The 21,555-nt window shown below is 74.5% G+C and carries 20 protein-coding genes and 3 pseudogenes; 16 read left to right on the top strand and 7 right to left on the bottom strand.

Features of this window, described 5'->3' with window-relative positions; genetic code table 11:
• The first annotated feature begins 127 nt into the window (after positions 1–127).
• The 4 genes from QUE40_RS12280 (at position 128) to QUE40_RS12265 (ending at position 5,170) form a co-directional block, all read left to right on the top strand.
• Positions 128–376, top strand: coding sequence for a WhiB family transcriptional regulator (locus QUE40_RS12280; protein ID WP_142007552.1), 249 nt, complete (start codon positions 128–130; stop codon positions 374–376).
• A gap of 161 nt (positions 377–537) precedes the next feature.
• On the top strand, positions 538–3,693 hold the full coding sequence (locus tag QUE40_RS12275) for a glycosyltransferase family 2 protein (protein WP_289231141.1): 3,156 nt from the start codon (positions 538–540) through the stop codon (positions 3,691–3,693).
• Positions 3,690–5,006 (top strand): DUF5719 family protein, encoded by a 1,317-nt coding sequence (locus QUE40_RS12270; RefSeq protein ID WP_289231140.1) that lies wholly within the window; start codon positions 3,690–3,692, stop codon positions 5,004–5,006. Before QUE40_RS12275 ends, QUE40_RS12270 begins: the two co-directional genes overlap by 4 nt.
• Positions 5,003–5,170, top strand: a complete 168-nt coding sequence (locus QUE40_RS12265; RefSeq protein WP_289231139.1) for a hypothetical protein — start codon at positions 5,003–5,005, stop codon at positions 5,168–5,170. Before QUE40_RS12270 ends, QUE40_RS12265 begins: the two co-directional genes overlap by 4 nt.
• A 234-nt stretch (positions 5,171–5,404) precedes the next feature.
• Here QUE40_RS12265 and QUE40_RS12260 read toward each other — a convergent pair whose 3' ends face one another.
• From QUE40_RS12260 to QUE40_RS12245, 4 genes are read right to left on the bottom strand one after another with little or no spacing between them, the layout of a single operon-like run.
• Positions 5,405–6,244 (bottom strand): SDR family oxidoreductase, encoded by an 840-nt coding sequence (locus tag QUE40_RS12260; RefSeq protein ID WP_289231138.1) that lies wholly within the window; start codon positions 6,242–6,244, stop codon positions 5,405–5,407.
• On the bottom strand, positions 6,241–6,684 hold the full coding sequence (locus QUE40_RS12255) for a metallopeptidase family protein (protein ID WP_236022365.1): 444 nt from the start codon (positions 6,682–6,684) through the stop codon (positions 6,241–6,243). The genes QUE40_RS12260 and QUE40_RS12255 overlap by 4 nt, the downstream gene beginning before the upstream one ends.
• A gap of 60 nt (positions 6,685–6,744) precedes the next feature.
• Positions 6,745–7,128 (bottom strand): VOC family protein, encoded by a 384-nt coding sequence (locus QUE40_RS12250; protein WP_289231137.1) that lies wholly within the window; start codon positions 7,126–7,128, stop codon positions 6,745–6,747.
• The gene (locus QUE40_RS12245; RefSeq protein WP_289231136.1) at positions 7,092–7,451 is read right to left on the bottom strand and encodes a VOC family protein; all 360 of its coding nucleotides are present in this window, start codon (positions 7,449–7,451) and stop codon (positions 7,092–7,094) included. Before QUE40_RS12245 ends, QUE40_RS12250 begins: the two co-directional genes overlap by 37 nt.
• A 262-nt stretch (positions 7,452–7,713) precedes the next feature.
• Here QUE40_RS12245 and QUE40_RS12240 point away from each other — a divergent pair, with 262 nt between their 5' ends.
• The 6 genes and pseudogenes from QUE40_RS12240 to QUE40_RS12215 all read left to right on the top strand — a co-directional run bounded on the left by QUE40_RS12240 (position 7,714) and on the right by QUE40_RS12215 (position 13,076).
• Positions 7,714–8,127, top strand: coding sequence for a DUF3499 domain-containing protein (locus tag QUE40_RS12240; RefSeq protein WP_289231135.1), 414 nt, complete (start codon positions 7,714–7,716; stop codon positions 8,125–8,127).
• Positions 8,128–8,152: 25 nt separating this feature from the next.
• Positions 8,153–9,592, top strand: coding sequence for a phosphomannomutase/phosphoglucomutase (locus QUE40_RS12235; protein WP_289231134.1), 1,440 nt, complete (start codon positions 8,153–8,155; stop codon positions 9,590–9,592).
• Positions 9,589–9,792: a Trm112 family protein gene (locus QUE40_RS12230; protein ID WP_289231133.1), complete on the top strand. Its 204-nt coding sequence runs from the start codon at positions 9,589–9,591 to the stop codon at positions 9,790–9,792. Before QUE40_RS12235 ends, QUE40_RS12230 begins: the two co-directional genes overlap by 4 nt.
• A 10-nt stretch (positions 9,793–9,802) precedes the next feature.
• Positions 9,803–10,975 (top strand): SIS domain-containing protein, encoded by a 1,173-nt coding sequence (locus tag QUE40_RS12225; protein WP_289231132.1) that lies wholly within the window; start codon positions 9,803–9,805, stop codon positions 10,973–10,975.
• A 61-nt stretch (positions 10,976–11,036) separates the two neighbouring features.
• Positions 11,037–11,834 (top strand): tryptophan 2,3-dioxygenase, encoded by a 798-nt coding sequence (kynA, locus tag QUE40_RS12220; RefSeq protein WP_433997086.1) that lies wholly within the window; start codon positions 11,037–11,039, stop codon positions 11,832–11,834.
• 4 nt (positions 11,835–11,838) lie between these two features.
• Positions 11,839–13,076 (top strand): annotated as a pseudogene (locus QUE40_RS12215) (kynureninase).
• Positions 13,077–13,638: 562 nt separating this feature from the next.
• On the opposite strand, the gene QUE40_RS12210 reads toward QUE40_RS12215, so the two are convergent.
• Positions 13,639–13,872 carry a hypothetical protein gene (locus tag QUE40_RS12210; RefSeq protein WP_289231130.1) on the bottom strand — a complete coding sequence of 78 codons (234 nt, stop codon included), beginning with the start codon at positions 13,870–13,872 and terminating at the stop codon, positions 13,639–13,641.
• Positions 13,873–14,129: 257 nt separating this feature from the next.
• On the opposite strand from QUE40_RS12210, the gene QUE40_RS12205 reads away from it, so the two are divergent.
• Entirely contained in the window at positions 14,130–14,270 is a 141-nt protein-coding gene (locus QUE40_RS12205) for a hypothetical protein (RefSeq protein WP_289231129.1), read from the top strand.
• A complete protein-coding gene (locus tag QUE40_RS12200) occupies positions 14,267–15,817 on the top strand; it encodes an MFS transporter (RefSeq protein WP_289231128.1) in 1,551 nt (516 codons plus the stop codon). The genes QUE40_RS12205 and QUE40_RS12200 overlap by 4 nt, the downstream gene beginning before the upstream one ends.
• On the opposite strand, the gene QUE40_RS12195 is transcribed toward QUE40_RS12200, so the two are convergent.
• Entirely contained in the window at positions 15,714–16,679 is a 966-nt protein-coding gene (locus tag QUE40_RS12195) for an EamA family transporter (protein ID WP_289231127.1), read from the bottom strand. The genes QUE40_RS12200 and QUE40_RS12195 overlap by 104 nt on opposite strands.
• A 71-nt stretch (positions 16,680–16,750) precedes the next feature.
• Here QUE40_RS12195 and QUE40_RS12190 point away from each other — a divergent pair, with 71 nt between their 5' ends.
• Positions 16,751–17,653, top strand: coding sequence for a LysR family transcriptional regulator (locus QUE40_RS12190; RefSeq protein WP_289231126.1), 903 nt, complete (start codon positions 16,751–16,753; stop codon positions 17,651–17,653).
• A 36-nt stretch (positions 17,654–17,689) separates the two neighbouring features.
• Here QUE40_RS12190 and QUE40_RS12185 read toward each other — a convergent pair whose 3' ends face one another.
• Positions 17,690–18,481: a nucleotidyltransferase domain-containing protein gene (locus QUE40_RS12185; RefSeq protein ID WP_289231125.1), complete on the bottom strand. Its 792-nt coding sequence runs from the start codon at positions 18,479–18,481 to the stop codon at positions 17,690–17,692.
• A 90-nt stretch (positions 18,482–18,571) separates the two neighbouring features.
• On the opposite strand from QUE40_RS12185, the pseudogene QUE40_RS19720 reads away from it, so the two are divergent.
• The 3 genes and pseudogenes from QUE40_RS19720 to QUE40_RS12175 form a co-directional block, all read left to right on the top strand.
• Positions 18,572–19,467 (top strand): annotated as a pseudogene (locus tag QUE40_RS19720) (FAD-dependent oxidoreductase); the annotation flags it as partial.
• Between the two features lie 66 nt (positions 19,468–19,533).
• Positions 19,534–19,953, top strand: a complete 420-nt coding sequence (locus QUE40_RS19715) for an oxidoreductase dimerization domain-containing protein (protein WP_433997085.1) — start codon at positions 19,534–19,536, stop codon at positions 19,951–19,953.
• A gap of 198 nt (positions 19,954–20,151) precedes the next feature.
• A pseudogene (locus QUE40_RS12175) lies at positions 20,152–21,051 on the top strand (DUF808 domain-containing protein); the annotation flags it as partial.
• Positions 21,052–21,555 lie beyond the last annotated feature (504 nt).

Raw genomic sequence — 21,555 nt, 5'->3', positions numbered from 1 at the left:
GGCAGTCTCTCAGCAACCCCGCGCTTGACGAATTGCTAACGACGGCAGTGTAATAACAGCGCTGTAGTTCGCAGCACCCGCAGCGCGATCGTGAGGAGGAGCCGTGCACGAGCTGAAGTTGCTCAGCATGCACGACGATGCGCTCGAAGAGGATGGCGAGCTGTCGTGGCAGGAGCGTGCCCTGTGCGCGCAGACCGACCCCGAGGCGTTCTTCCCCGAGAAGGGCGGCTCGACCCGTGACGCCAAGAAGGTGTGCGTCGGGTGCGAGGTCCGGGCCGAGTGCCTGGAATATGCCCTCGCCCACGACGAGCGCTTCGGCATCTGGGGCGGCCTGTCCGAGCGAGAGCGTCGCAAGCTCAAGAAGCGCGCAGTCTGACGGCTCGGCCGTCACCCCTGACCCCCGGCGGGGCATCGCCGGAGGATGATGCCCGACGAGTGCCTGGCAGGTGAGAGCCGATGGCGATGGCGACGGCCGAGCCGGACGCGACCCCTGACGACCGAGGCCTGCGACCCGCGGCCGGCGCCGACCGTACCGCCGTGACCGTCACGGCACTGCTCGTCGTCCAGGACCCCGACAACCCCTATCTCGAGCACACGCTCGCGGCGCTCGCCGAGCTCCAGCAGCGCCCGCAGCGGCTCGTCGTCGTCGACGCCACCGCCGACCGCGCGGTGCGAGACCTCGTCGACGACCAGGCGCACGCCCCGTGGCGCGAGCAGTACCCCGAGGTCTCGGTCGTGGCCGTGCCGCCCGGCGCACCGTTCGCCGAGATCGTCGACACCGCGGTGGAGGCGCTGCCCGGCCCCGGCGAGGATCTCGTCGTCGCCCGCCGCCCCCGCCAGCGCGCGCGGGCGCGCGAGACCCGGGTGCGCGACCGCGACGAGTGGTTCTGGCTGCTGCACGAGGACTCCCAGCCCGCCCCCGGCTCGCTGCGCGCCCTGCTGCAGGTCGCGGGCCGCTCGCAGCGCGTCGGCGTCGCGGGCTGCAAGGTCGTGCAGGCCCAGCAGCCCGACCTGCTGGTCAACGTCGGCCTCGACCTGACCCGCACCGGCCGCCACGTCGGCACGCACATGCAGGGCGAGCCCGACCAGGGCCAGCACGACACCCGCTCCGACGTGCTCGCGGTGAGCAGCGCCGGCATGCTGATCCGCCGCGACGTCTACCTCGGCCTCGGCGGGTTCGACCCGGCCTTCGACGGCGAGGGCGACGGCCTCGACCTGTGCTGGCGTACCCACCTGCTCGGCCACCAGGTCGTCGTGGTCCCGCAGGCCGTCGTGCGCCAGGAGATCCACGACCCCGAGGCCGGCCGTACGCTGCGCCGCGCCGGCCGCACCGACGCCGATCAGCCCGCGCCCCGCTCCGCCCGCACCCTGCGCCGGCACCGCCAGGTCGCCCTGGCCCGTTGCTCCCCGCTCGCCCTGCCGTTCATGGCGCTGTGGGTCGGCCTCAGCGGACTGCTGCTCGCGCTGCTCATGCTCGTGCTCAAGCGGCCGCGGCGCTCGCTCACCGAGCTGGCCCAGGCGACGGCACCCCTCGGCGTCGGCCGGATCCTCGGGGCGCGCTCGCGCTTCGGCGGCCGCGGACGTACGCGCCGACGGCACCTCGGAGCCCTCTTCGTCCCGGCGGGGGCCGCCGCCCGTGACGCGCTCGACCAGACGCGGGCCGCCCTCACGCCGGCGCCCGACGACCCCGACGCGGCGCACGAGTCGGTCGTCAGCCAGCGCCGCAGCCTCGCGGCCCGGATCGTCCTCAACCCCGGGCTGTGGCTGTTCGTGACGCTGCTCGCGGCCACGCTGGTGCGCTGGCGCGACCACGTCGGGTCGGGCGCGCTGCGCGGCACCGCGCAGGGCTTCGCCGGCGGCCAGCTGCTGCCGTTCAGCACCGACGCCGAGGGCATCTGGCGGCTGTGGCGTGACCGCTGGTCCGGCCCCGGCCTGGGCGAGCTGGGCACCGAGCACCCCTATCTGCCGGTGCTGGCCGGGCTCGCCCGCGGGGCCGAGCTGCTGCCCTGGGTCGACGACGCGACCTCCGGTGCCACCGTCGTCGGCTGGCTGCTGCTGCTCGGCGTGCCGCTGTCGGGGCTGAGCGCCTATCTCGCCGGCCGCGCGGCGACCCGGGCGGCCTGGCCGCGGGCCGCCGCCGGTCTCGCGTGGGCGGGCCTGGCCACGGTCAGCGTCGCCACCGCCGAGGGCCGGCTCGGTCCCGTCGTCGGGCACGTGCTGCTGCCGGTCGTCCTCGCGGGCACGCTCAGCGTCGCGCGCCGCCGCGCGGGGGTGCCGAGCACCTTCGGGACGGTCCTGGCCGCCGCCGTCATGGGCGCCTTCGCACCCGTGCTGCTCGCGCTCACCGCCGTCGTCGCGCTCGGCGTGGTGCTCGTCGGCAGCGGCTGGGCGCGGCTGCGCGGCCTCGTCGTCGCCGTCGGCCCGTGGGGTCTGCTCGGGCCGTGGACGGGCGTACGCCTGCTCGACGACCCGCGCGCCCTGCTCGCCGGTCCGGGCGGGCTCACCTCGGCCGCGGCACCCGAGCCGTGGCAGCTGGCCCTGCTGCACCCCGGCGGCGCCGGCTCCTACCCGGCGTGGTGGACCGCCCCCGTGATCGCCGTCGGGCTGCTCGCGCTCGGTGCGCGCGCCCGCGGCCGCGTCCGGCTGGTCGTCGGTCTCGCGCTCACCGCGCTGCTCGGGCTCGCCGCCGGCCTCGCCGCGCAGCAGGTGACGGTCACCGACCTCGCCGGCCAGGCCCGCGTTCCCTGGCCCGGCCTCCCGCTCGACCTCGCCGGTGCCGCGCTGCTCGGACTGGCGCTCGTCGCCTTCGGCGACACCTTCCGGGCCGGCCGCCGGCCGCGCGGCGCCGGGGTGCGCGCCGCCTCGGTCGCCCTGCTCGTGACGGGCATCGTCGCGGCCGTCGTCGTCGTGGGCGCCGTCGCCTGGGACCGGCCGATCCGCACCCTGCGGACCGCGCCCGAGCCCGTCCCGGCGGTCGCCGCCAACCAGGCGCAGGGGCAGCGCGCCACCCGCATGCTGACCCTCACCGTCGAGCGCGACGGCGACGTGACCTACCGCCTCGACGGGCGCGAGACCGGGCGGCCGGTGCGCGACCTCGACGTGCCGGCCAGCTCCGACCCGCTCGTGGCCCGCACCGTGCGGGCGCTGCTCACCGACTCCGGGCGCGACAGCGGGGTGCAGGACCAGCTGTCCCGGCTTGCGGTCGGGTTCGTCGGGCTCACCGGCCCCGGCGACTCCTCGACCGTCGCGCGCCAGCTCGCCGTGGTCGAGGGGCTCTCGCCGATGGCCGCCGGCTCAGACCTCACGCTCTTCCGCGTGCTCCCGCGGCCCGAGACCGTGCCGATGTCGCGGCTGCGCATCGAGCGCGACGGGCAGGTGCTGTCCGCGGTCGGCACCGACGACCCCAACGCGCGCACGACCGCGCGCATCCCGGCCGGACCCCAGGGCCGCGTGCTGGCCGTCTCCGAGGCGCCCGACTGGGCGCGGCTCGCTGAGGTCAGCCTCGACGGCGAGCCGCTGCGCCGGGTCGCCGGCGACGTCCCGACGTACGCCCTCCCCACCACCGGCGGCGAGCTGCAGGTCGGCCCGGCGGTGGCCTACCCGCGATGGTCCTGGGCGCAGGGCGCGGCCCTCGCGGTCGTGGCCTTCCTCGCGGTGCCGTTCGGCAACGCCCGCTCGCGGAGGCGGGGATGAGGGGCGGCGGGCTGGCGCGCATCGTCGCCGCGACCGCCGCCGGCGCCGGGCTCGTGGTCGCCGCCGGCGGCACCCTGCCCACGGTCGACCTGGCCGAGGCGTCCGACGCCCCGGCCGCCTCCGCCGAGGCGGCACCCACCGCGCGTGTCGCGCTGAGCTGCCCCGGACCCGACCGCCCGGGCGTCCCCGGGCTGCCCGACGCCGACCAGGCGGTCACCGTCATCACGGCGGCCGCACCGAGCGAGCTCGTCGATGAGAACCGTTCGGGCGCAACGGGTTCCGGCGACCGGTCAGCTCCCGGCGCGAGCTCGGTCGAGGCGCTGTCGGTGCCCGGCGCCGCCGCCCTGCGCGGCGCGACCACCCGGCCCGGCGCCACCAGCCCGGTCGCGCTCGACGGCCCGCGCGGCGTCGATCTGATGGCGCAGGGGCCGGTCGTGACCGGCTACTCCGCCGTCCAGGTCGGGCTCGACCGGGCGCAGTCGGTGCGGGGGCTCGGCCTGGTCCCGTGCACCACCCCGACGGCCGAGAGCTACCTGCTGGCCGGCAGCCCCGACGAGGGGCGCTCCGAGCGGCTCGTGCTCACCAACCCCGCGCCCAACCCGGTCACCGCCCGGGTGTCCGTGCTCGGTGGCGCGGCCCCGCAGGACGTCGTGGTCCCCGCCCGGTCGCGCGAGGTCGTGGTGCTGGGCAGCATCGACGACCGTGCCCAGGACCCGGTCGTCAAGGTCACCGCAGACCGCGGGACGGTGTCGGCCGCGCTGGTCGAGACCGACTTCGCAGGGGCCGTGCCGCGCGGCTCCGACGTCACGCCGGCCGCGGCGGCGCCGGCCACCGACCAGCTGGTCCCGGCCACGGTCGTGACCCGCGACGGCGCGGCGAGCCTGCGCGTGGGGGTGCCGGGCGCAGAGGACGCCGTGGTCCGGGTGAGCGTCCTGGGGTCGGGTGCGCAGACGTACGACGACGTGGTGCAGACCGTCCCCGGCGGCAGCGCGGCGACGATCCGGCTGCCGGGGCTCGCGCCGGGGCGTTATGCCGTACGCCTGCGCGCCGACGCCCCCGTCGTCGCCGCGTCGCACTCGGTCGGCGTCAGCGACCGCAGCAAGCCGACCGACTCGATGTGGCTGCCCGCCGCGGCGCCCGTGCGCGGTCTGGTCGGGGTCGCGGTCCCGCAGGTGCCGCAGGGCCGGGCCGAGCTCGTGCTCAGCGCGCCGGAGGGGAGCGCCGCGTCACGCTCGGCACCGTCGACGCCGCGGGCAAGCTCTCGACCCGGTCGGTCACCGTGCCCGCCGGCGGCGCGACGACCCTCGACGTGAGCACCGCCCGCGCCGTCTGGGTGCGCCCGAGCGGCGGAGAGGTGGGCGCCGCGCTGGTGGTGTCGGGTCGCGACGGCGACCAGCCGCTCCTCGCCGGGGTGCCGCTGGTCGAGGCCACCGGCGTCAGCTCGGTCGTCGACGCCGCGCAGGCGCCCCAGCGCTGACGAGAGCTGCGGCCTGCACGGTCACAGTCGCCGATATCGGGGGTTGTTGCGGGGTGTGGCGTCCCCGGCACGGTCACAGTCGCCGATATCGGGGGTTGTTGCGGGGTGTGGCGTCCCCGGCACGGTCACAGTCGCCGATATCGGGGGTTGTTGCGCGGGTCTGGCGTTCCGGCACCGTCACAGCGGCCGATATCGGGGGTTGTTGCGGGGTGTGCGGCCTGGCTGCGCGGGCGCTCAGCCGTGAACGCCCGTGGCGCTTTCCCGGGCCGCCAGCCACTCGCCGTACGTCGTGCCGCCGCGCTCGGCCTGCGGGCCGGGCAGGTTCGAGCCGCGGGCGAACGCCGACAGCACCGAGCCGACCGCGGGGACCGGCAGCAGGCGCGGGTTGGACCGGCCGCGGATGCGGGCGCTGAGGATCGCCAGGTCGCGCCCGCTCAGGATCTCCGGTCCGGCGACGTCGAGCGGCTCGGCGCGCGGCGGCGACAGCGCCAGGTCGACGGCGCGCACGGCGACGTAGACCGGGTCGATGCTCGCGAACCGCAACCCCTTGATGCCGAGGCTCAGGGGTCCGATCGAGGCGTGCGTGAGCTGCTCGACGAGGTGGTGGAACTGCGTCGCGCGCAGGATCGTGACGGGGAGACCGCTCGCGGTGACGATGCTCTCGGCGGCGACCTTGGCGCGGTAGTAGCGCAGCGGGTTCGCGTGCGCGCCGACGATCGACACGTGCAGCAGGTGCGCCTCGGGAGCCACCTCGGCGAGCGTCTCGGTGAGCCGCCGGGTCCCCTCGACGTCGACCTCGCGGGCGTACAGCGGGTCGGTGGCGCAGTGGATCACGGCCTGTACGCCGTCGGCCGCCTCGGCGAGGCCGGCACCGGTGGCGAGGTCGCCGCCGACCTGCTCTGGCCGCGCGGGGTCGGGCGTGCGGGTGAGCACCCGCGCGGGCACCTGCGAGCGGACGAGCTCCTCCACGACCGCGCTGCCCAGGGTGCCGGTGCCGCCGGTGACCAGCACGGGGGTGCGGCCAACCCCGGGCAACCCCTCGACGAAGGTCGGGGCGTCGGTCGGCTGGGTCATCGGTCGCCCTCGAGGTCCTCGGGCGACATCCCGAGCAGGCTGGCGACCTGCTCGACGACGACCGCCTCGACCAGCATCGCCAGCTCGGACTCGCGGTCGACGCGGCTGGCGACGGGCCGGCGGTAGACCACGACGCGCGGGGGAGTGCGCCCGTCGGCGGGGAACAGCCGGCCCAGCGGGACCGCCTCCTCCCACGAGGCCGGGTCGCTCGGCGGGATGTCCTCCACGGCGACCTCGAGCGGGTCGAGGCTTCGGCCGAGGCGGCTCTCCACGCGCTCCAGGGCGTCGAGCACCAGCTCGTCAAACGCGTCGCGGCGGGTGACCATCGCGGGCACGCGCGGCCAGGCGATGGGTCCGCGCGGACCACGGCCGTGCCGCGCGCGTCGGCCGCGATGGCGTACGACGGTGCCGCGGGGCGGGCTGTCGGGTGAGGGGACCACGATTCGACCCTAGCCGCCTCGGGTGCGGCGCCCCCGGAGGCGTGGGCGCCGCTCGCCGGGTCAGCGTTCGGGCGTGGCGAAGACGCAGAACTCGTTGCCCTCGGGGTCGGTCAGCACCGACCAGCTGATCGTGCCGTCGGGGCTGCGCAGCAGGTGCGCCCCGCGGTCGACGAGGTCGGCGACCTCGACGCCGGGCTCGAGCGTGACGTCCCAGTGCAGCCGGTTCTTCACCAGCTTGGGCTCGGGCACCGGCGCGAAGTCGAGGTCCTCGAACGGCGCGTCCGGCACGCCGGTCACGAAGGTGTACGTCCCGTGCGGCGTCTCGTCGCGCACCGCCTCGCCGCCGAGCAGCTCGGCCCACCACCGGCCGATCCGGGCGTGGTCGACCGCGTCGACCTCCAGGTCCTTCAGCCGGGGCGCGGCCACCGACTCGTCGACGAACACGCAGAACTCGTCGCCCTCGGGGAGCGCAGCACGGTCCAGGGCAGGTCGCCCGGCTCGGTCACCCGGGCGAGGCCGGCGAAGACGTCGAGGTCGAGCGAGGGCGCGCGCAGGTCGAGGTGCACCCGGTTCTTGACCGTCTTCGGCTCGGGCACCGCGTTGAGCCACACGGTCTGCTGCGGGGTGGCGCCGCGCAGCATGCCCACGCCGGGGTGCACCTCGAGCGGGTCGTTCTGCTCCAGGCTCAGCGCCGCGCCCCAGAAGTCGGCCGCCGACTCCACGTCGCGCACGTCGATGCACAGATCCTTGAACCGTACGAGCGCCATCCGCCCCTCCTCCGCCGTCACCCCGAGGCTAGGGGAGCGCGGCCGCGGCCGGAGCGGTTCGCCGGGAGCCGACCCCGCCGCTGAGAGTGCGCGACACGCCCACCCGAGCGCGCCGGAAGGGGCCACTCGCGCACTCTCACGGGCGGTGGGGCGGGCGGCACAGGCGGCGCGGCCCGGCGGCGCCCCGGTTCGGGGAATCCGTCGGGGGTCGCTCGGCGCGCCCCGCGAGCGGTGTCGGTGCGCTGACCTAGAGTCCTTCGACGTGACGACCCGGCCCCGCTCCCGCACCTGCTCGCGCGCCGCCTGCGCCCGTCCGGCGGTGGCCACGCTGACGTACGTCTACGCAGACCAGACCGCCGTGCTCGGGCCGCTCGCGACGCTGGCCGAGCCACACACGTACGACCTGTGCGCCGACCACACCACCCGCCTCACCGCCCCGCGTGGCTGGGACGTCGTGCGCCTCGACATCGACCTCACCGAGCCCGAGCCGACCCCCGACGACCTCGTGGCGCTGGCCGAGGCGGTGCGCGCGGCCGCCCGCCCCGAGCCGCAGCAGCAGGCGGCCGCGGCGGCCCAGCAGGCGCCGCGCCAGGCCCCGCGACCCGCGCCGGCGCAGCCCGACCCCGAGCTGCTCGGCACCCGTCGCCGGCACCTGCGACTCCTGCCCGAGGGCTGACCCCCGGGAGGTAAGGTCGCGTCCTGTGACCCCGCCGCCCCGCCTGCAGGACTTCGTCAAGGCCTACGACGTGCGGGGGCTGGTCCCCGAGCAGCTGAGCACGGCCGTGGCGTACGCCCTCGGCTCGGCGTTCGCGCAGGTGATCGTGCGTCCTGAGGGCGCCACCGGTCTCGTCGTCGGTCACGACATGCGCCCCAGCTCGCCCGAGCTGTCCGCGGCCTTCGCCGGCGGTGCCGCCGCGCAGGGGGTCGACGTGACGCTCATCGGGCTCTGCTCCACCGACGGGCTCTACTACGCCAGCGGCGCGCTCGACGTGCCCGGCGCGATGTTCACCGCCTCGCACAACCCCGCGCAGTACAACGGGATCAAGCTGTGCCGCGCCGGCGCCCGCCCGGTCAGCCTCGACACCGGTCTCGCCGAGGTGCGCGACCTCGCCCAGTGGCTCCTCGACCGGGGCTCCGCGCACGAGCTGCAGCAGCCCGCGTCCGGCCAGATCGTCGAGCGCGACCTGCTCGCCGACTACGCCCAGTTCCTGCGCGGCCTGGTCGACCTGTCCGACACGCGCCCGCTCACCGTCGTCGTCGACGCCGGCAACGGCATGGCCGGGCACACCGTCCCGGCGGTGCTCGCCGACCTGCCGCTGACCGTGATCCCGCTCTACTTCGAGCTCGACGGCACCTTCCCCAACCACGAGGCCAACCCGTTGGAGCCGGAGAACCTGCGCGACCTGCAGGCCGCGGTGCTCGAGCACGGCGCCGACATCGGGCTGGCCTTCGACGGCGACGCCGACCGCTGCTTCGTCGTCGACGAGCGCGGCGAACCGGTGAGCCCGTCGGCCATCACCGCGCTGGTCGCGACCCGCGAGATCGACCGCGCGGTCGCCGACGGCGCCGACCCCGCCGACGTCGCGGTGGTGCACAACCTCATCTCGTCCCAGGCGGTGCCCGAGATCATCGCCGAGCACGGGGCGCGTGCCGTGCGCACCCGGGTGGGGCACTCGTACATCAAGGCCGAGATGGCTTCTGCCGACGCGGTTTTCGGCGGTGAGCACTCCGCGCACTACTACTTCCGCGACTTCTGGTTCGCCGACACCGGGATGCTCGCCGCGATGCACGTGCTGGCCGCGCTGGGGGAGTCCGACGAGCCGCTGTCGCAGCTGATGGCGAGCTACGCCCGCTACACCGCGTCCGGCGAGATCAACTCGCGCGTCGACGACGTGCCGGCCGCGGTCGAGCGGGTGCGCGCCTGGGCGCTGGAGCAGGGGCCGGTGTCCGAGGACACCCTCGACGGGCTGACCCTGGTGCACCACGGCGAGCCGATGTGGTGGCTCAACCTGCGGGCCAGCAACACCGAGCCGCTGCTGCGGCTCAACGTCGAGGCCGCCGACGCTGCGACCATGGAGCGGGTGCGTGACGCGGCGCTGCAGCGAGTGCGCGCCGACGCGCCGACCGAGGAGGACGCATGAGCACCATCGAGCCCTGGCTGCGCGAGATCCTGCGCTGCCCCGTCTGCCACTACGAGCTGGTCGACGGCACCGGTCCGGGCGGGGCGCCCGAGCTGCACTGCACCGGCACCTGCGCCGGCGAGGGGCAGCGGCGCGCCTATCGGGTCGACGACGGCATCCCGGTGCTGCTCGCCGAGGAAGCTCGCACGTTCGCCGCCTGAGGGGCACGCCATGCCGTTCATCGAAGAGGCCGCCCTCGACGACGTCGACCTGCTGAGCGCCCGCGACTCGCGGGACACCCTGCGCGCGCTGGCCACGGCCGGCGCCCAGGTGCGCGAGGCACTGACCCTGGCCGAGGAGGCCGGTGTCGAGCGGGTGTCGTACGGCGAGCGGCCGCGTTCGGTGCTCGTCGGCGCCCTGGGCGGTTCGGCCGTCGTGGGCGACGTGCTCGACCTGCTCGCCGAGCCGGGCTCGCCCGTGCCGGTGACCGCCCGCCGCGACCTGCCGCTGCCCGGCTGGGTCGGGCCGCTCGACCTGGTCGTCGCCGTGTCGCTGTCGGGCCGCGCGCCCGGCCCGGTGGCCCTCGCCGCGGAGGCCGCCCGCCGCGGCTGCGCGCTGCTCACCGTCGGCGCCGACGACTCCCCGCTGGCCGGCGTCACGCGCCAGGCGCGCGGCGTGCACATCGGCGTGGGTCGCGACCGCACCTCGAGCCGTACGTCGTTGTGGACCCTGCTCACGCCGGTGCTCCTGGCCGCCGACCAGCTCGGTCTCCTCGACGCCGACGCGGCCGCCCTCGCGACCGTCGCCGACCGGCTCGACGAGGTGGCCGAGACCTGCCGCCCCTCGTCCGAGAGCTTCGTCAACCCCGCGAAGCTCGCGGCGCTGACCCTGGCCGAGACGGTGCCGATGACCCTCGGCGACAACCCGCTGTCGGGGGTCGCGGCGCAGCGGGCCGGCACGATGCTCGCGCGCACCGCGCGGATGCCGGCGACCTGGGGCGAGCTGCCCGACGCGGCCTCGCAGGTGGTCGCCTGCTTCGACGGGCCGTTCACCGCTGGGGGCGGTCAGGGCGCGATGAACGGCGACATCTTCGCCGACCCGTTCCTCGACGCCCCCGCTCAGCCGACGCTCGGGCTGCTCATGCTGCGCGACGCCAGCCCGGCCGAGCCGACGCCCGAGCGCGCGCAGGCCGAGGCCCTCGCCGACGCCCTCGTCGAGACCGCCCGCGAGGCCGGCGTGAAGGTCGTCGAGCAGGTGGCCACTGACGGGCACCCGGTCGCCCGACTCGCCGAGCTGATGGCCGGATCCGACTATGCCGCAACGTATCTCGCGCTCGGACTGGGGCTGGATCCGTCGATCTCGCCGCACGTCGCCGACCTGCGCGACCGCACCGAACGGGGTTGAGCGACAGGTGACCAGCGAACGACCGCTGGAGGACGGCGTACGTCGTGACTTCCGGCAGGCGATGTCCTACGGCGACTACCTCGGGCTGGACCAGCTGCTGAGCGCCCAGCACCCGCTGGCGCAGCCGCCGCAGCACGACGAGCTGCTGTTCATCATCCAGCACCAGACCAGCGAGCTGTGGCTCAAGCTCGTGCTGCACGAGCTGCGCGCGGCCCGGGCCAACCTGCAGGCCGACGAGCTGGGGGCGGCGCTGAAGCAGCTCGCCCGGGTCAAGCACATCCAGTCCACCCTCACCGAGCAGTGGTCGGTGCTCGCGACCCTCACGCCGAGCGAATACGCCCAGTTCCGAAGCTTTCTCGCGTCCTCGTCGGGCTTCCAGAGCTATCAGTACCGCGCGGTCGAGTTCCTGCTCGGCAACAAGAACGCCGCGATGGTCCCCGTCTTCGACCACGACCCGCAGGCGCAGGAGATGCTGCGCACGCTGCTGCACGAGCCGTCGCTCTACGACGCGTTCGTCGCGCTGCTGGCCCGGCGCGGGTTCGACGTGCCGGGCGAGCTGCTCGAGCGCGACTGGTCGCAGCCGTGGGTGCGCAGCGACGCCCTGGTCGAGGTGTTCCGGCTGGTCTACGCCGACCCGCACCAGCACTGGGACGTCTACGAGACCTGCGAGGAGCTCGTCGACCTCGAGGACAACTTCCAGCTGTGGCGCTTCCGGCACCTGAAGACGGTCGAGCGGATCATCGGCTCCGCACCCGGCACGGGCGGCAGCAGCGGGGTGCCGTTCCTGCGCAAGGCGCTGGAGCTCACCTTCTTCCCCGAGCTGTACGCCGTCCGCGGCCGCATCGCGCAAGGAGAGTGATCGGATGAGCGAGTTCCGCTCTCGGGCAACGGAGCTCGACGGCAGCGACGACCTGGCGGGGTTCCGGTCGGAGTTCGTCGAGCCACGGCCGGGTCGGCTGCGGGCCTATCTGGACGGCAACTCCCTGGGCCGTCCGCTGCGCCGCACGGCCCCGGCGCTCACCGACCTGGTCGAGGGCTCCTGGGGAGCGAGCTGATCCGCTCGTGGACCGACGGCGACGACCCGTGGATGACGTGGCCGGAGCGCGTCGGCGACGAGATCGCGGCGGCCGCCCTGGGGGCCGCGCCCGGTCAGACCGTCGTCGCCGACTCCACGACCGTGCTGCTCTACAAGCTGGCGCGGGCGGGCATCGGCGCCCGGCCGGGGCGCGACGAGATCGTGCTCGACACGGACAACTTCCCGACGGATCGCTATGTGCTGGAAGGCATCTCGCGCGAGCTGGGCATGAGGCTGCGCTGGGTCGAGACCGATCCCGAGGCGGGCATCACACCCGACCAGGTGCAGCAGGTTGTGGGGGAGCGCACCGCGCTCGTCGTGCTCAGCCACGTCGCCTACCGCTCCGGCTGGCTCGCCGACGCGCCCGAGATCACCCGCATCGCCCACGACGCGGGCGCGCTCGTGCTGTGGGACCTGTGCCACTCGGCCGGCTCGGTGCCGGTGCAGCTCGACGCGTGGGAGGTCGACCTCGCGGTCGGCTGCACGTACAAGTACCTCAACGGCGGCCCGGGCGCGCCCGCGTTCGCCTACGTCCGGAAGTCGTTGCAGGACAAGGCTCGTCAACCGATCCAGGGCTGGATGGGCCGCAAGGACCCGTTCACGATGGGCCCGGGCTACGAGCCCGCTGCCGGCATCCGGGGCTTCGTCTCGGGCACGCCGCCGATCGTCGGGATGCTCCCGGTGCGGCTCGGCGTCGAGCAGCTGTCGCGCGCCGGCATCGAGGCCGTGCGCCGCAAGTCGGTGGCGCTGACCTCGCTCGCGATCGAGGTGGTCGACTCTTGGCCGGGCGAGTGGGGCGTGCGCGTCGCCTCACCGCGCGACCCCGAGCGCCGCGGCGGGCACGTCACGATCGCCGGCCCCGGCTTCGAGCAGGTCACCCGCGAGCTGTGGGACGCCGGAGTCATCCCCGACTTCCGCTCGCCCGACGGGATCCGGCTGGGCCTCGCGCCGCTGTCGACGTCGCATGCCGAGGTCGTCGACGCGCTCGAGGTGATGGCCGAGCTGCTGCCTCGACGGCCTGCCTGATCGCGGCCACCGCCCGCTCCGGGTCGTCCACGCTCACCACGGTGCTGCCGGGCGGGCGGGAGTGCTCGATCAGGACGGCCGGCCCGCCGACCCGCAGGGCGATCTTCCCCCGGCCCTCCCACCGGATGCCGTAGCCGAACCCCACGCCGTCGTCGCGGTCGCCGGGCCGGGCGCCGGTGATGAACTCCGCGTTGAGCACCCGGGTGAACGGCGGGTAGGCGACGTGCACCTGCCACTCGGTCACCTCGAGCGTCACCTTGACCAGGGCCAGGCACAGTCCCGCTGCGGCGCCGAGGAGCGCGAGCACGCCGATCAGGCCTAAGACGGCGAACGGGACGCCGTCGGGGTTCAGGACCAGCGACGCCACGACGCCGAGCAGCGCCAGGCACGCGACGAGGCCCACCGCGCGCACGCCCCAGTGCGGCGAGACCTGGGAGAGGTAGCGGACGGGACCGCGCGGTCGGCTCATGCCGCCATGCTCGCAGCCGCCGGACGGCGGGCGGGGAGCGCGTGGACCGCGTGGAGAGACGACTGCGGCCGCCCGATGTGACACTGCGATGTCTCATGTGAGACATTTATGTCTCACGGTCGGCGCCCGGTGCGCCGACCGCCGCGCCCGCACCAGGAGGACCCGATGCTCAGCAGGGAGCAGCTGATCGAGTCGGCCGGCCGTACGCTCAACGCCCGTCCGCGCGCCACGCTCGCCGACATCGCGCGCGAGGCCGGCATCAGCCGCGCCACGCTGCACCGGCACGTCGAGAACCGCGACGACCTCATGCAGCAGCTCGGCGAGCACAGCCTGCGGCTGTGGGACGACTCGCTGACCGAGGCGCGGGCCGACGAGGCGGCGACGAGCGAGGACCCAGCGGTCGTGCGCGCGGCGGTCGAGGCCCTCGTGCGCAGCTACGTGCGCTCGGTCGAGCTGTTCGGCTTCACCCTCACCGACCCGTTCTTCGAGGACGCCCCCGGGCTCGTCGAGCAGGGGAGGAGCTCGAGGGGCGCGAGCAGGCGCTGCTGGCCCGGGCGCAGGAGCTCGGGCTGCTGCGCCGCGACGTGCCCGTCGCCTGGCTCAGCTCGTGGATCTTCGGCCTGCTCGTCGCCGCGCGCGACGCCACCCGCCGCGGCCAGGTCGGCCTCCGCGCCGTCGAGTCCCTCGTCCTCACCAGCTTCGTCGAAGGAAGGTCCGCACCGTGACCAGTCACCAGACCCAGGACGTACGTCCGCAGCCCCAGGCGGACCCGCGCCGCTGGGCGGGCCTCGCCGTGCTGGCGGGCAGCCTGCTCGTGGTCGTCATGGACATGACGATCCTCAACGTCGCCGTGCCCGCGCTGGCCGCCGACCTGCGCCCCAGCTCGACCCAGCTGCTGTGGATCGTCGACTCCTACTCGCTGGTGATCGCCGGCCTGCTCGTCACCGTCGCGGCGCTGGGCGACCGCTGGGGGCGGCGGCGCATGCTGCTCACCGGGTACGCGGTGTTCGCTGCGGCGTCGCTGCTGGTGCTCGTGGCGAGCACCCCGTGGGCGGTCGTCGCGGTGCGCGCGCTGCTCGGCGTCGGTGGCGCGATGATCATGCCGTCGACCCTCGCGAGCATCCGCACGCTGTTCCCCGACCCGCGCGAGCGGGCCACCGCGCTCGGCCTGTGGGGCGCGACCGCCGGTGTGGGTGGCGGGCTCGGCCCGATCGTCGGCGGTCTGCTGCTGGAGAACTTCTCCTGGCACGCGGCGTTCCTGGTCAACGTCCCGGTGATGCTCGTCGCGATCGTCGCCGCCTGGATCCTGCTGCCCGAGAGCCGCGCCGACCGTCCCGCCCCGCTCGACGCGCCCGCCGCGGCCGGCGCCGGCGTCGGTCTGGTCGCCCTGGTCTACGCGATCAAGCACCTCAGCAAGGAGGGCCTCACCGTGCCCTCGGTCGCCGCCGCCGTGGTCGCCGTCGTCGCGCTCACCTGGTTCGTGCGCCGGTGCCTGCGTCGGCCCGAGCCCGTACTCGACGTGCGCCTGTTCACCCGTCGCCCGTTCACGGCCGGCGTCCTGGCCGCGCTGCTGACCTCGTTCGCGATGGCCGGCGCCATGCTGCTCGGGGCCCAGTGGCTGCAGCTGGTCGAGGGTCTCTCGCCGATCCGCGGCGGCGTGGCGCTGCTGCCTGCCGCGATCGGCGGGGCGGTGGCGGCGCCGCTGGCGCCGGGCCTCGCGGCGCGCGTGGGCGTACGTCCGGTGCTGGCCGGCGGTCTCGCCGTCGGCGGCCTCGGGTTCAGCCTGCTCTTCTGGGCGCCGCAACCGCTCGAGATCCCTTGGGCCGCAGTCGCTTTCGCGCTGGTCGGGATCTCCACGGGATCGCTGGCCATCGCCTCGGCGCTCATCATGGGCAGCGCGCCGGCAGACCGCGCGGGCAACGCCGCGGCGATCGAGGAGGTCAGCTACGAGGTCGGTGCCGCGCTGGGCGTGGCCACGCTCGGCAGTGCCGCGGCGGGTGTCTACCGCGGTGACCTGCCCGTGGCCCAGCTGCGCGAGGCCGGCCTGCCCGATGCTGCCCTGCCGGCGGTGCAGGACTCCATCGGCGGCGCGCTCACCGTCGCCCAGCAGCTCGGGCCGGCGGGTCAGGCGGTCGCCGACCTGGCGCGCACCGCCTTCACCGACGCGTTCACGAAGGTCGGACTGCTGGGTGGCCTGCTGATGCTGGTTGCGGCGGCGGCGGTGTGGCTGCTGACCCCGCGCGACCTCGACCTCGCCGACGGACACCACTGATCCGGCGGCGGGTGCCCGAGGTGAGCAGCACCCCGGCCACGACGACCACGCTGCCCGCCAGCTCGACCGCGTTCGGGCGCTCGCCGAGCGCCAGCCAGGCGGCGCTGATGCCAACGACCGGCACGAGCATCGAGAACGGTGCGACCGTGCTGGCCGGGTGACGCGCCATGAGCCAGGTCCAGATGCCGCTGCCCACGACGGTGCCCAGCACCACGGTGTACGCCAGCCCCACCCACGCGCCCCACGCGTCGCCGGAGGTCGCGAACGCGTCGACGATCCGGTCGGGGCCCTCGACCGCGAGCGACAGCGCGAGCATCGGGATCGGCGGGATCACCGACATCCACAGCGTGAGGTGCAGCGGTTTGGGCGGCTTGGCCTGCCGGCTCGCGATGTTGCCCAGGGCCCAGCCCAGGCCTCCGAGGAGGGTGAGCACGAACGGCCACCAGGTGGCCCCGCCCGCGCGCTGGGAGCCCACGATCGCCAGGCCGACCACGGCGACCGCGACGCCGAACGCCCTTGCGCCGGTGAGCTTCTCGCGCGTCACCAGCACGCCGAGCAGCACGGTGAACGGTGCGGAGCTCTGCAGCACGAGCGACGCCAGCCCGGTCGGCATGCCGCTGTCCATCGCCCAGTAGAGGAACGTGAACTGCAGCACCCCGAACCCGAGGCCGTAACCGAGCAGGTAGCGCAGCGGCACCTCGGGGCGGGGCACCAGCAGCAGCGTCGGGATCGCGATGAGGGTCCAGCGCATCGCCACGAGCAGGAACGGCGGGAACTGCTCGAGCGAGGCGTGGATCGCCAGGAAGTTGACGCCCCACAGAGCGGCGACCAGCGCGGCGAGGAGGCGGTGACGGAGGGGCATACGTCGATGGTGCGGCTCGCCACCGTCCAGGTCTACTGAGCATTTCTGCACCGACTCTTTAGGCTGTCTGCATGGAGCATCGGCACCTCGTCCTGCTGCGCGAGCTGCGTGACCGGGGGAGCGTGGCGGCCGTCGCCGAGGCGGGCTTCCGCACCGCGTCGGCGGTCTCGCAGCAGCTGCGCTCGGCGGAGCGCGACCTGGGGGTGGCGCTGGTGCGGCCGCACGGTCGCGGGGTGCGGCTCACGGACGAGGCGCTGCTGCTCGCCGATGCCGCCTCCGACGTCGAGACCGCCCTCGAACGGGCGCAGGCCCGGCTCGACGAGTTCCGTGGCGCGGTCGCCGGTCGGGTCCGCCTGGCCGCCCTGCCCAGCGCCGCCGAGTACCTCGTGCCGCTCGTGCTCGCCGCCCTGGCCGACGAGCCCATCGACATCGAGCTCGACGACGTCGACGTCTCCGAGGAGGACTTCGCGCAGCTGGCGACCGACTACGACGTCGTCGTCGGGCACACCATGCGCGCCCGGCCGCCGCGTCGGCAGGGGCTGTCCGTCCAGCCCGTCGTGCGCGAGCCGCTCGACGTCGTCGTCGGGGCCGGGCACCGCTGGTCCCGTCGGCGCACGCTGCGGCCCGCCGAGGTGATCCGCGAGCCGTGGATCGCCCCACCCCGCGGCTATCCCTTCCGCACCCTGGTCGACACCATCGAACGGGTGACCGGCGAGCGCGCCGACGTGCGCCACGAGGTGCGCGACAACCGGGTCGTCGAGGCGCTGGTGGTGGCCGGCGAGGGCATCGCGCTGCTGCCGCGCTTCACCACCCGCCCCCGCGCCGACGTACGTCTGCTGCAGCTGCGCGACATCGACTCGGCCCGCCTCGTGGTCGCCATGTCCCGGCGCGACCGCGCCGAGCGCGCGGTGGTCCGCCGGGTGGTCGCCGAGCTCCAGCGCGCCGGCGCCCAGGTGGCCCGCGAGCGCGCCTGAGCCGGCTCGGCCCCAGTACGTGGCCGGTGGGGGTGATCAGGCCGGCCAGGGCTCCGCGAGGCAGGACGACAGCCGGTTCGCGCAGGCCGTCGCGAGCGCGTCCGGGAAGTCCTGACCCAGCAGCTCGCGCGCGACCGGCATGAACAGCTCCCAGGTGCGCCGGTGCAGCGCCACCACGCTGTCCCGATCAGCGCTGACCGGCGGCAGGGCCGCCAGCTCGGCGATCAGCTCTGCGGGCAGCACCCGGGACAGGTGCAGGGCGCCGCTGGGCCGCGAGCCCTCGGCGCGCAACCGCAGCAACGACGTGAGGTGCTGCCGAGTGAGACCGGCACCGGACGCAGCCGTCACCAGCTCACCGCGACCCAGCACCACGGGCAGCAGGCCCTGCACCCGGATGAACTCCTCGACGATCCCGCGCGCTGCGCGCTGGTCGGCCGGCCCGGCCGGCTCTGGATCGGGCACGGTCATCCCGTCGCGATCGAACAGCTCGCGCACCGCACCGAGCTCGAATCGCTCCGCCGCATCTTGCGGCCTGACCAGCACGACGTCCCAGCGCAGCCACTCCGGCGTGATGTGGTTGAAGATCGGCGCGCCCGGGAACAGCTGCTTGACCAGAACGAACGGCGCGACCTCGCGAGCCAGGTCGTCCCACTCGGCCAGCACGTCGTCGTACGACGAATCCTCAACGACGACAAGCGAGTCCACGTCACTGAACTCATCAGCCGTGCCGTCGCCGAGAGACCCGGTCAGCCACAGCCCTCTGACGCGGTCGTCAGCACCCAAGACCTCGGACGCACGAGCGATGAACTCTTCCTGCGGCAGTGTCATGGCGATCCTCCCTGATCACGCAAAGCAGTATCTGGGACACGAGGTCACCGCGCGCATCACCACGCCCGCTCGGTCTCTACCCTGAAGGGCGTGACGCACTACGACCTGGTCATCATCGGCAGCGGCTCGGGCAACTCGTTGGTGACCCCCGCCTTCGACGGCAAGAAGGTGGCGATCGTCGAGGACGGCATCTTCGGCGGCACCTGCCTCAACGTCGGATGCATCCCGACCAAGATGTTCGTCTACGCCGCCGAGGTCGCGACGACGGTGCGTGACTCCGACCGCTACGGCGTCGACTCCACGCTCGACGACGTGCGCTGGCGCGACATCCGCGACCGGATCTTCGGCCGCATCGACCCGATCTCCGACGCGGGCAAGGACTACCGCGTCAACGGGCCGAACACCACGGCCTACCTCGGCCGGGGCACCTTCACCGGGCCGCGGGAGGTCTCGGTCGACCTCCCCGGCGGCGCCGAGACGATCACCGGCACCCAGGTGGTCATCGCCACCGGCTCGCACGCGGTGGCGCCCGACGTGATCCTGCGGTCGGGCGTGCCGTTCCACACCAGCGACACGATCATGCGCATCGACCGGCTGCCGCGGCGGATGGCGATCGTCGGCGCGGGCTTCATCGCCTCGGAGTTCGCCCACGTCTTCTCCTCCTCGGCGTCGAGGTCACGATCGTCGCGCGCGGCGACCGCATGCTGCGCCACCTCGACGACGAGATCGCCACGGCCTTCACCGAGCTGGCGGTCAAGCAGTGGGACGTGCGGCTCGGCCGCCACGTCGTGCAGGCGAGCGGCGACGCGACGCAGGTGCGGCTCGGGCTCGACGACGGCACCGAGGTCGAGGCCGACCTGCTGCTCGTCGCGACCGGCCGCGAGCCGTCGACCCTCGGCCTCGGCCTCGAGGCCGCCGGGGTCGCGACCACCGACGACGGTCGGGTCCGGGTCGACGCCTACGGCCGCACCACCGCCGAGGGCGTCTGGGCGCTCGGCGACGTCAGCAGCGACTTCCAGCTCAAGCACGTCGCCAACCACGAGGCGCGGCGAGTGGCGTACAACCTCACCCACCCCGACGACCTGCGCCCGTTCGACCACCGTTTCGTCCCGTCCGGCGTGTTCAGCCACCCGCAGATCGCGACGGTCGGGCTCACCGAGCAGCAGGCGCGAGACCAGGGTTTCGCGGTGACCACCAAGACCCAGATGTACGGCGACACCGCCTACGGCTGGGCGATGGAGGACACCACGAGCTTCGTGAAGCTGGTCGCCGACCAGCGCTCCGGGCTGCTGCTCGGCGCGCACATCATGGGCCCCGACGCGACCACCGTGATCCAGCCGGCGATCCAGGCGCTGACCTTCGGGCTCAGGGCGGCCGACATGGCGCGCGGGCAGTACTGGATCCACCCGGCCATGGCCGAGGTGCTGGAGAACGCGCTGCTCGGGCTCGACCTGCCGCAGCACCCGGTCTGACCCGAGCGCGCGCCCCCGGCCCGGCCCCGCCCGACCCGACCACACCCGCCCCGCGCGGACCGGACGCACGCGCGGTCGGTGCGCGCGGCGTACGCCCTCGGCTGGCTAGGCTGAGCGCCGTGGCACTGACCGACCTCTCGTCCTCCCTCCCGTCCAGCACCCGCCCGGCCCGCCCGGTGGTGCGCTGATGGCCGGGGACTGTTCGCGCTGCTCGACGACGTCGCCGTGCTCGCCAAGGCGGCCGCGGCCTCGATCGACGACGTGGGCGCCGCCGCGGGCCGCGCCAGCGCCAAGGCCGCCGGCGTCATCGTCGACGACACCGCCGTCACGCCGCGCTACGTCCAGGGCCTCGCGGCCGAGCGCGAGCTCCCGATCATCAAGCGGATCGCCAAGGGCTCGCTGCGCAACAAGCTGCTGATCATCACGCCGGTGGCGCTGCTGCTCAGCCAGTTCCTGCCGTGGCTGCTCACGCCGCTGCTCATGCTCGGCGGTGCCTACCTGTGCTACGAGGGCGTCGAGAAGATCTGGGAGCGGATCGCCGGCCACCAGGAGGCCAAGGAGTCCGAGGCGGCCGAGACCGACGAGGACACCATCGTCGCGCGCGCCGTGCGCACCGACTTCATCCTGTCGGCCGAGATCATGGTCATCTCGCTCAACACCATCGCGAACGAGCCGTTCGTGCGCCGCGCGATCACCCTGGTCATCGTCGCGATCGCGATCACCGCGCTGGTCTACGGCGTCGTCGGGTTCATCGTGAAGATGGACGACATCGGCCTGAGCATGAGCCAGAAGTCCTCCCGGCTGCAGCAGCGCTTCGGCGCCGGCCTCGTCGCCGCCATGCCGAAGCTGCTCACCACCCTGTCGGTCGTCGGTGTCGCCGCCATGATCTGGGTCGGCGGGCACATCCTGCTGGTCGGCTTCGACGAGCTCGGCTTCACCCTGCCGTACGACCTCGTGCACCACGTGCAGGTCGCCGCCGAGGGCGTGGGCGGGATCGGCGGCATCCTCGGCTGGATCGTCAACACCATCGGCTCGGCGATCCTCGGCGTCATCGTCGGCGCGATCATCGTGACGATCATGCACTTCATCCCCAAGCGGGGGCCAAGGCCGAGGCCGGGGCGCACTGAGCGTGCCGCTCGACCGCGTCGCGCTGATCTCCGACGTCCACGGCAACCTGACGGCGCTGGAGGCGGTGCTCGCCGACATCGAGGCGCGCGGGCTGACCAGGATCTTCAACCTGGGCGACTACGTCGGGAAGGGTCCGCGCGGCCGCGAGGTGGTGCAGCGCTGCCAGGAGGTCTGCGAGGTCAACCTGCTCGGCAACTGGGACGACTTCCTCCCGGCGCCGCAGATGTGGGGCGACCCGGCCGACCCGTCGCTGCGCTGGTGGCTCGACCAGCTCGCGCCGGGGCAGGGGAGTGGTTGCGCGGGCTGCCGTTCTGCCACGACTTCACGATGAGCGGCCGGCGCGTCCGGCTCTTCCACGCCTCGGCCGGCTCGGTGCACCGCCGGGTGCGCTTCGACCACGACGGCGAGGAGTTCCTCGGCATGTTCGCCGCCACCGAGGCCACCGGCGCGGGCCCCGAGCCCGACGTCGTGGGC

It is taken from the genome of Barrientosiimonas endolithica, from assembly GCF_030296655.1.
GTDB lineage: Bacteria > Actinomycetota > Actinomycetes > Actinomycetales > Dermatophilaceae > Barrientosiimonas > Barrientosiimonas humi.
Note: the sequence above shows the minus strand (reverse complement) of the source record. Positions and strands in the feature narration are given on the sequence as shown.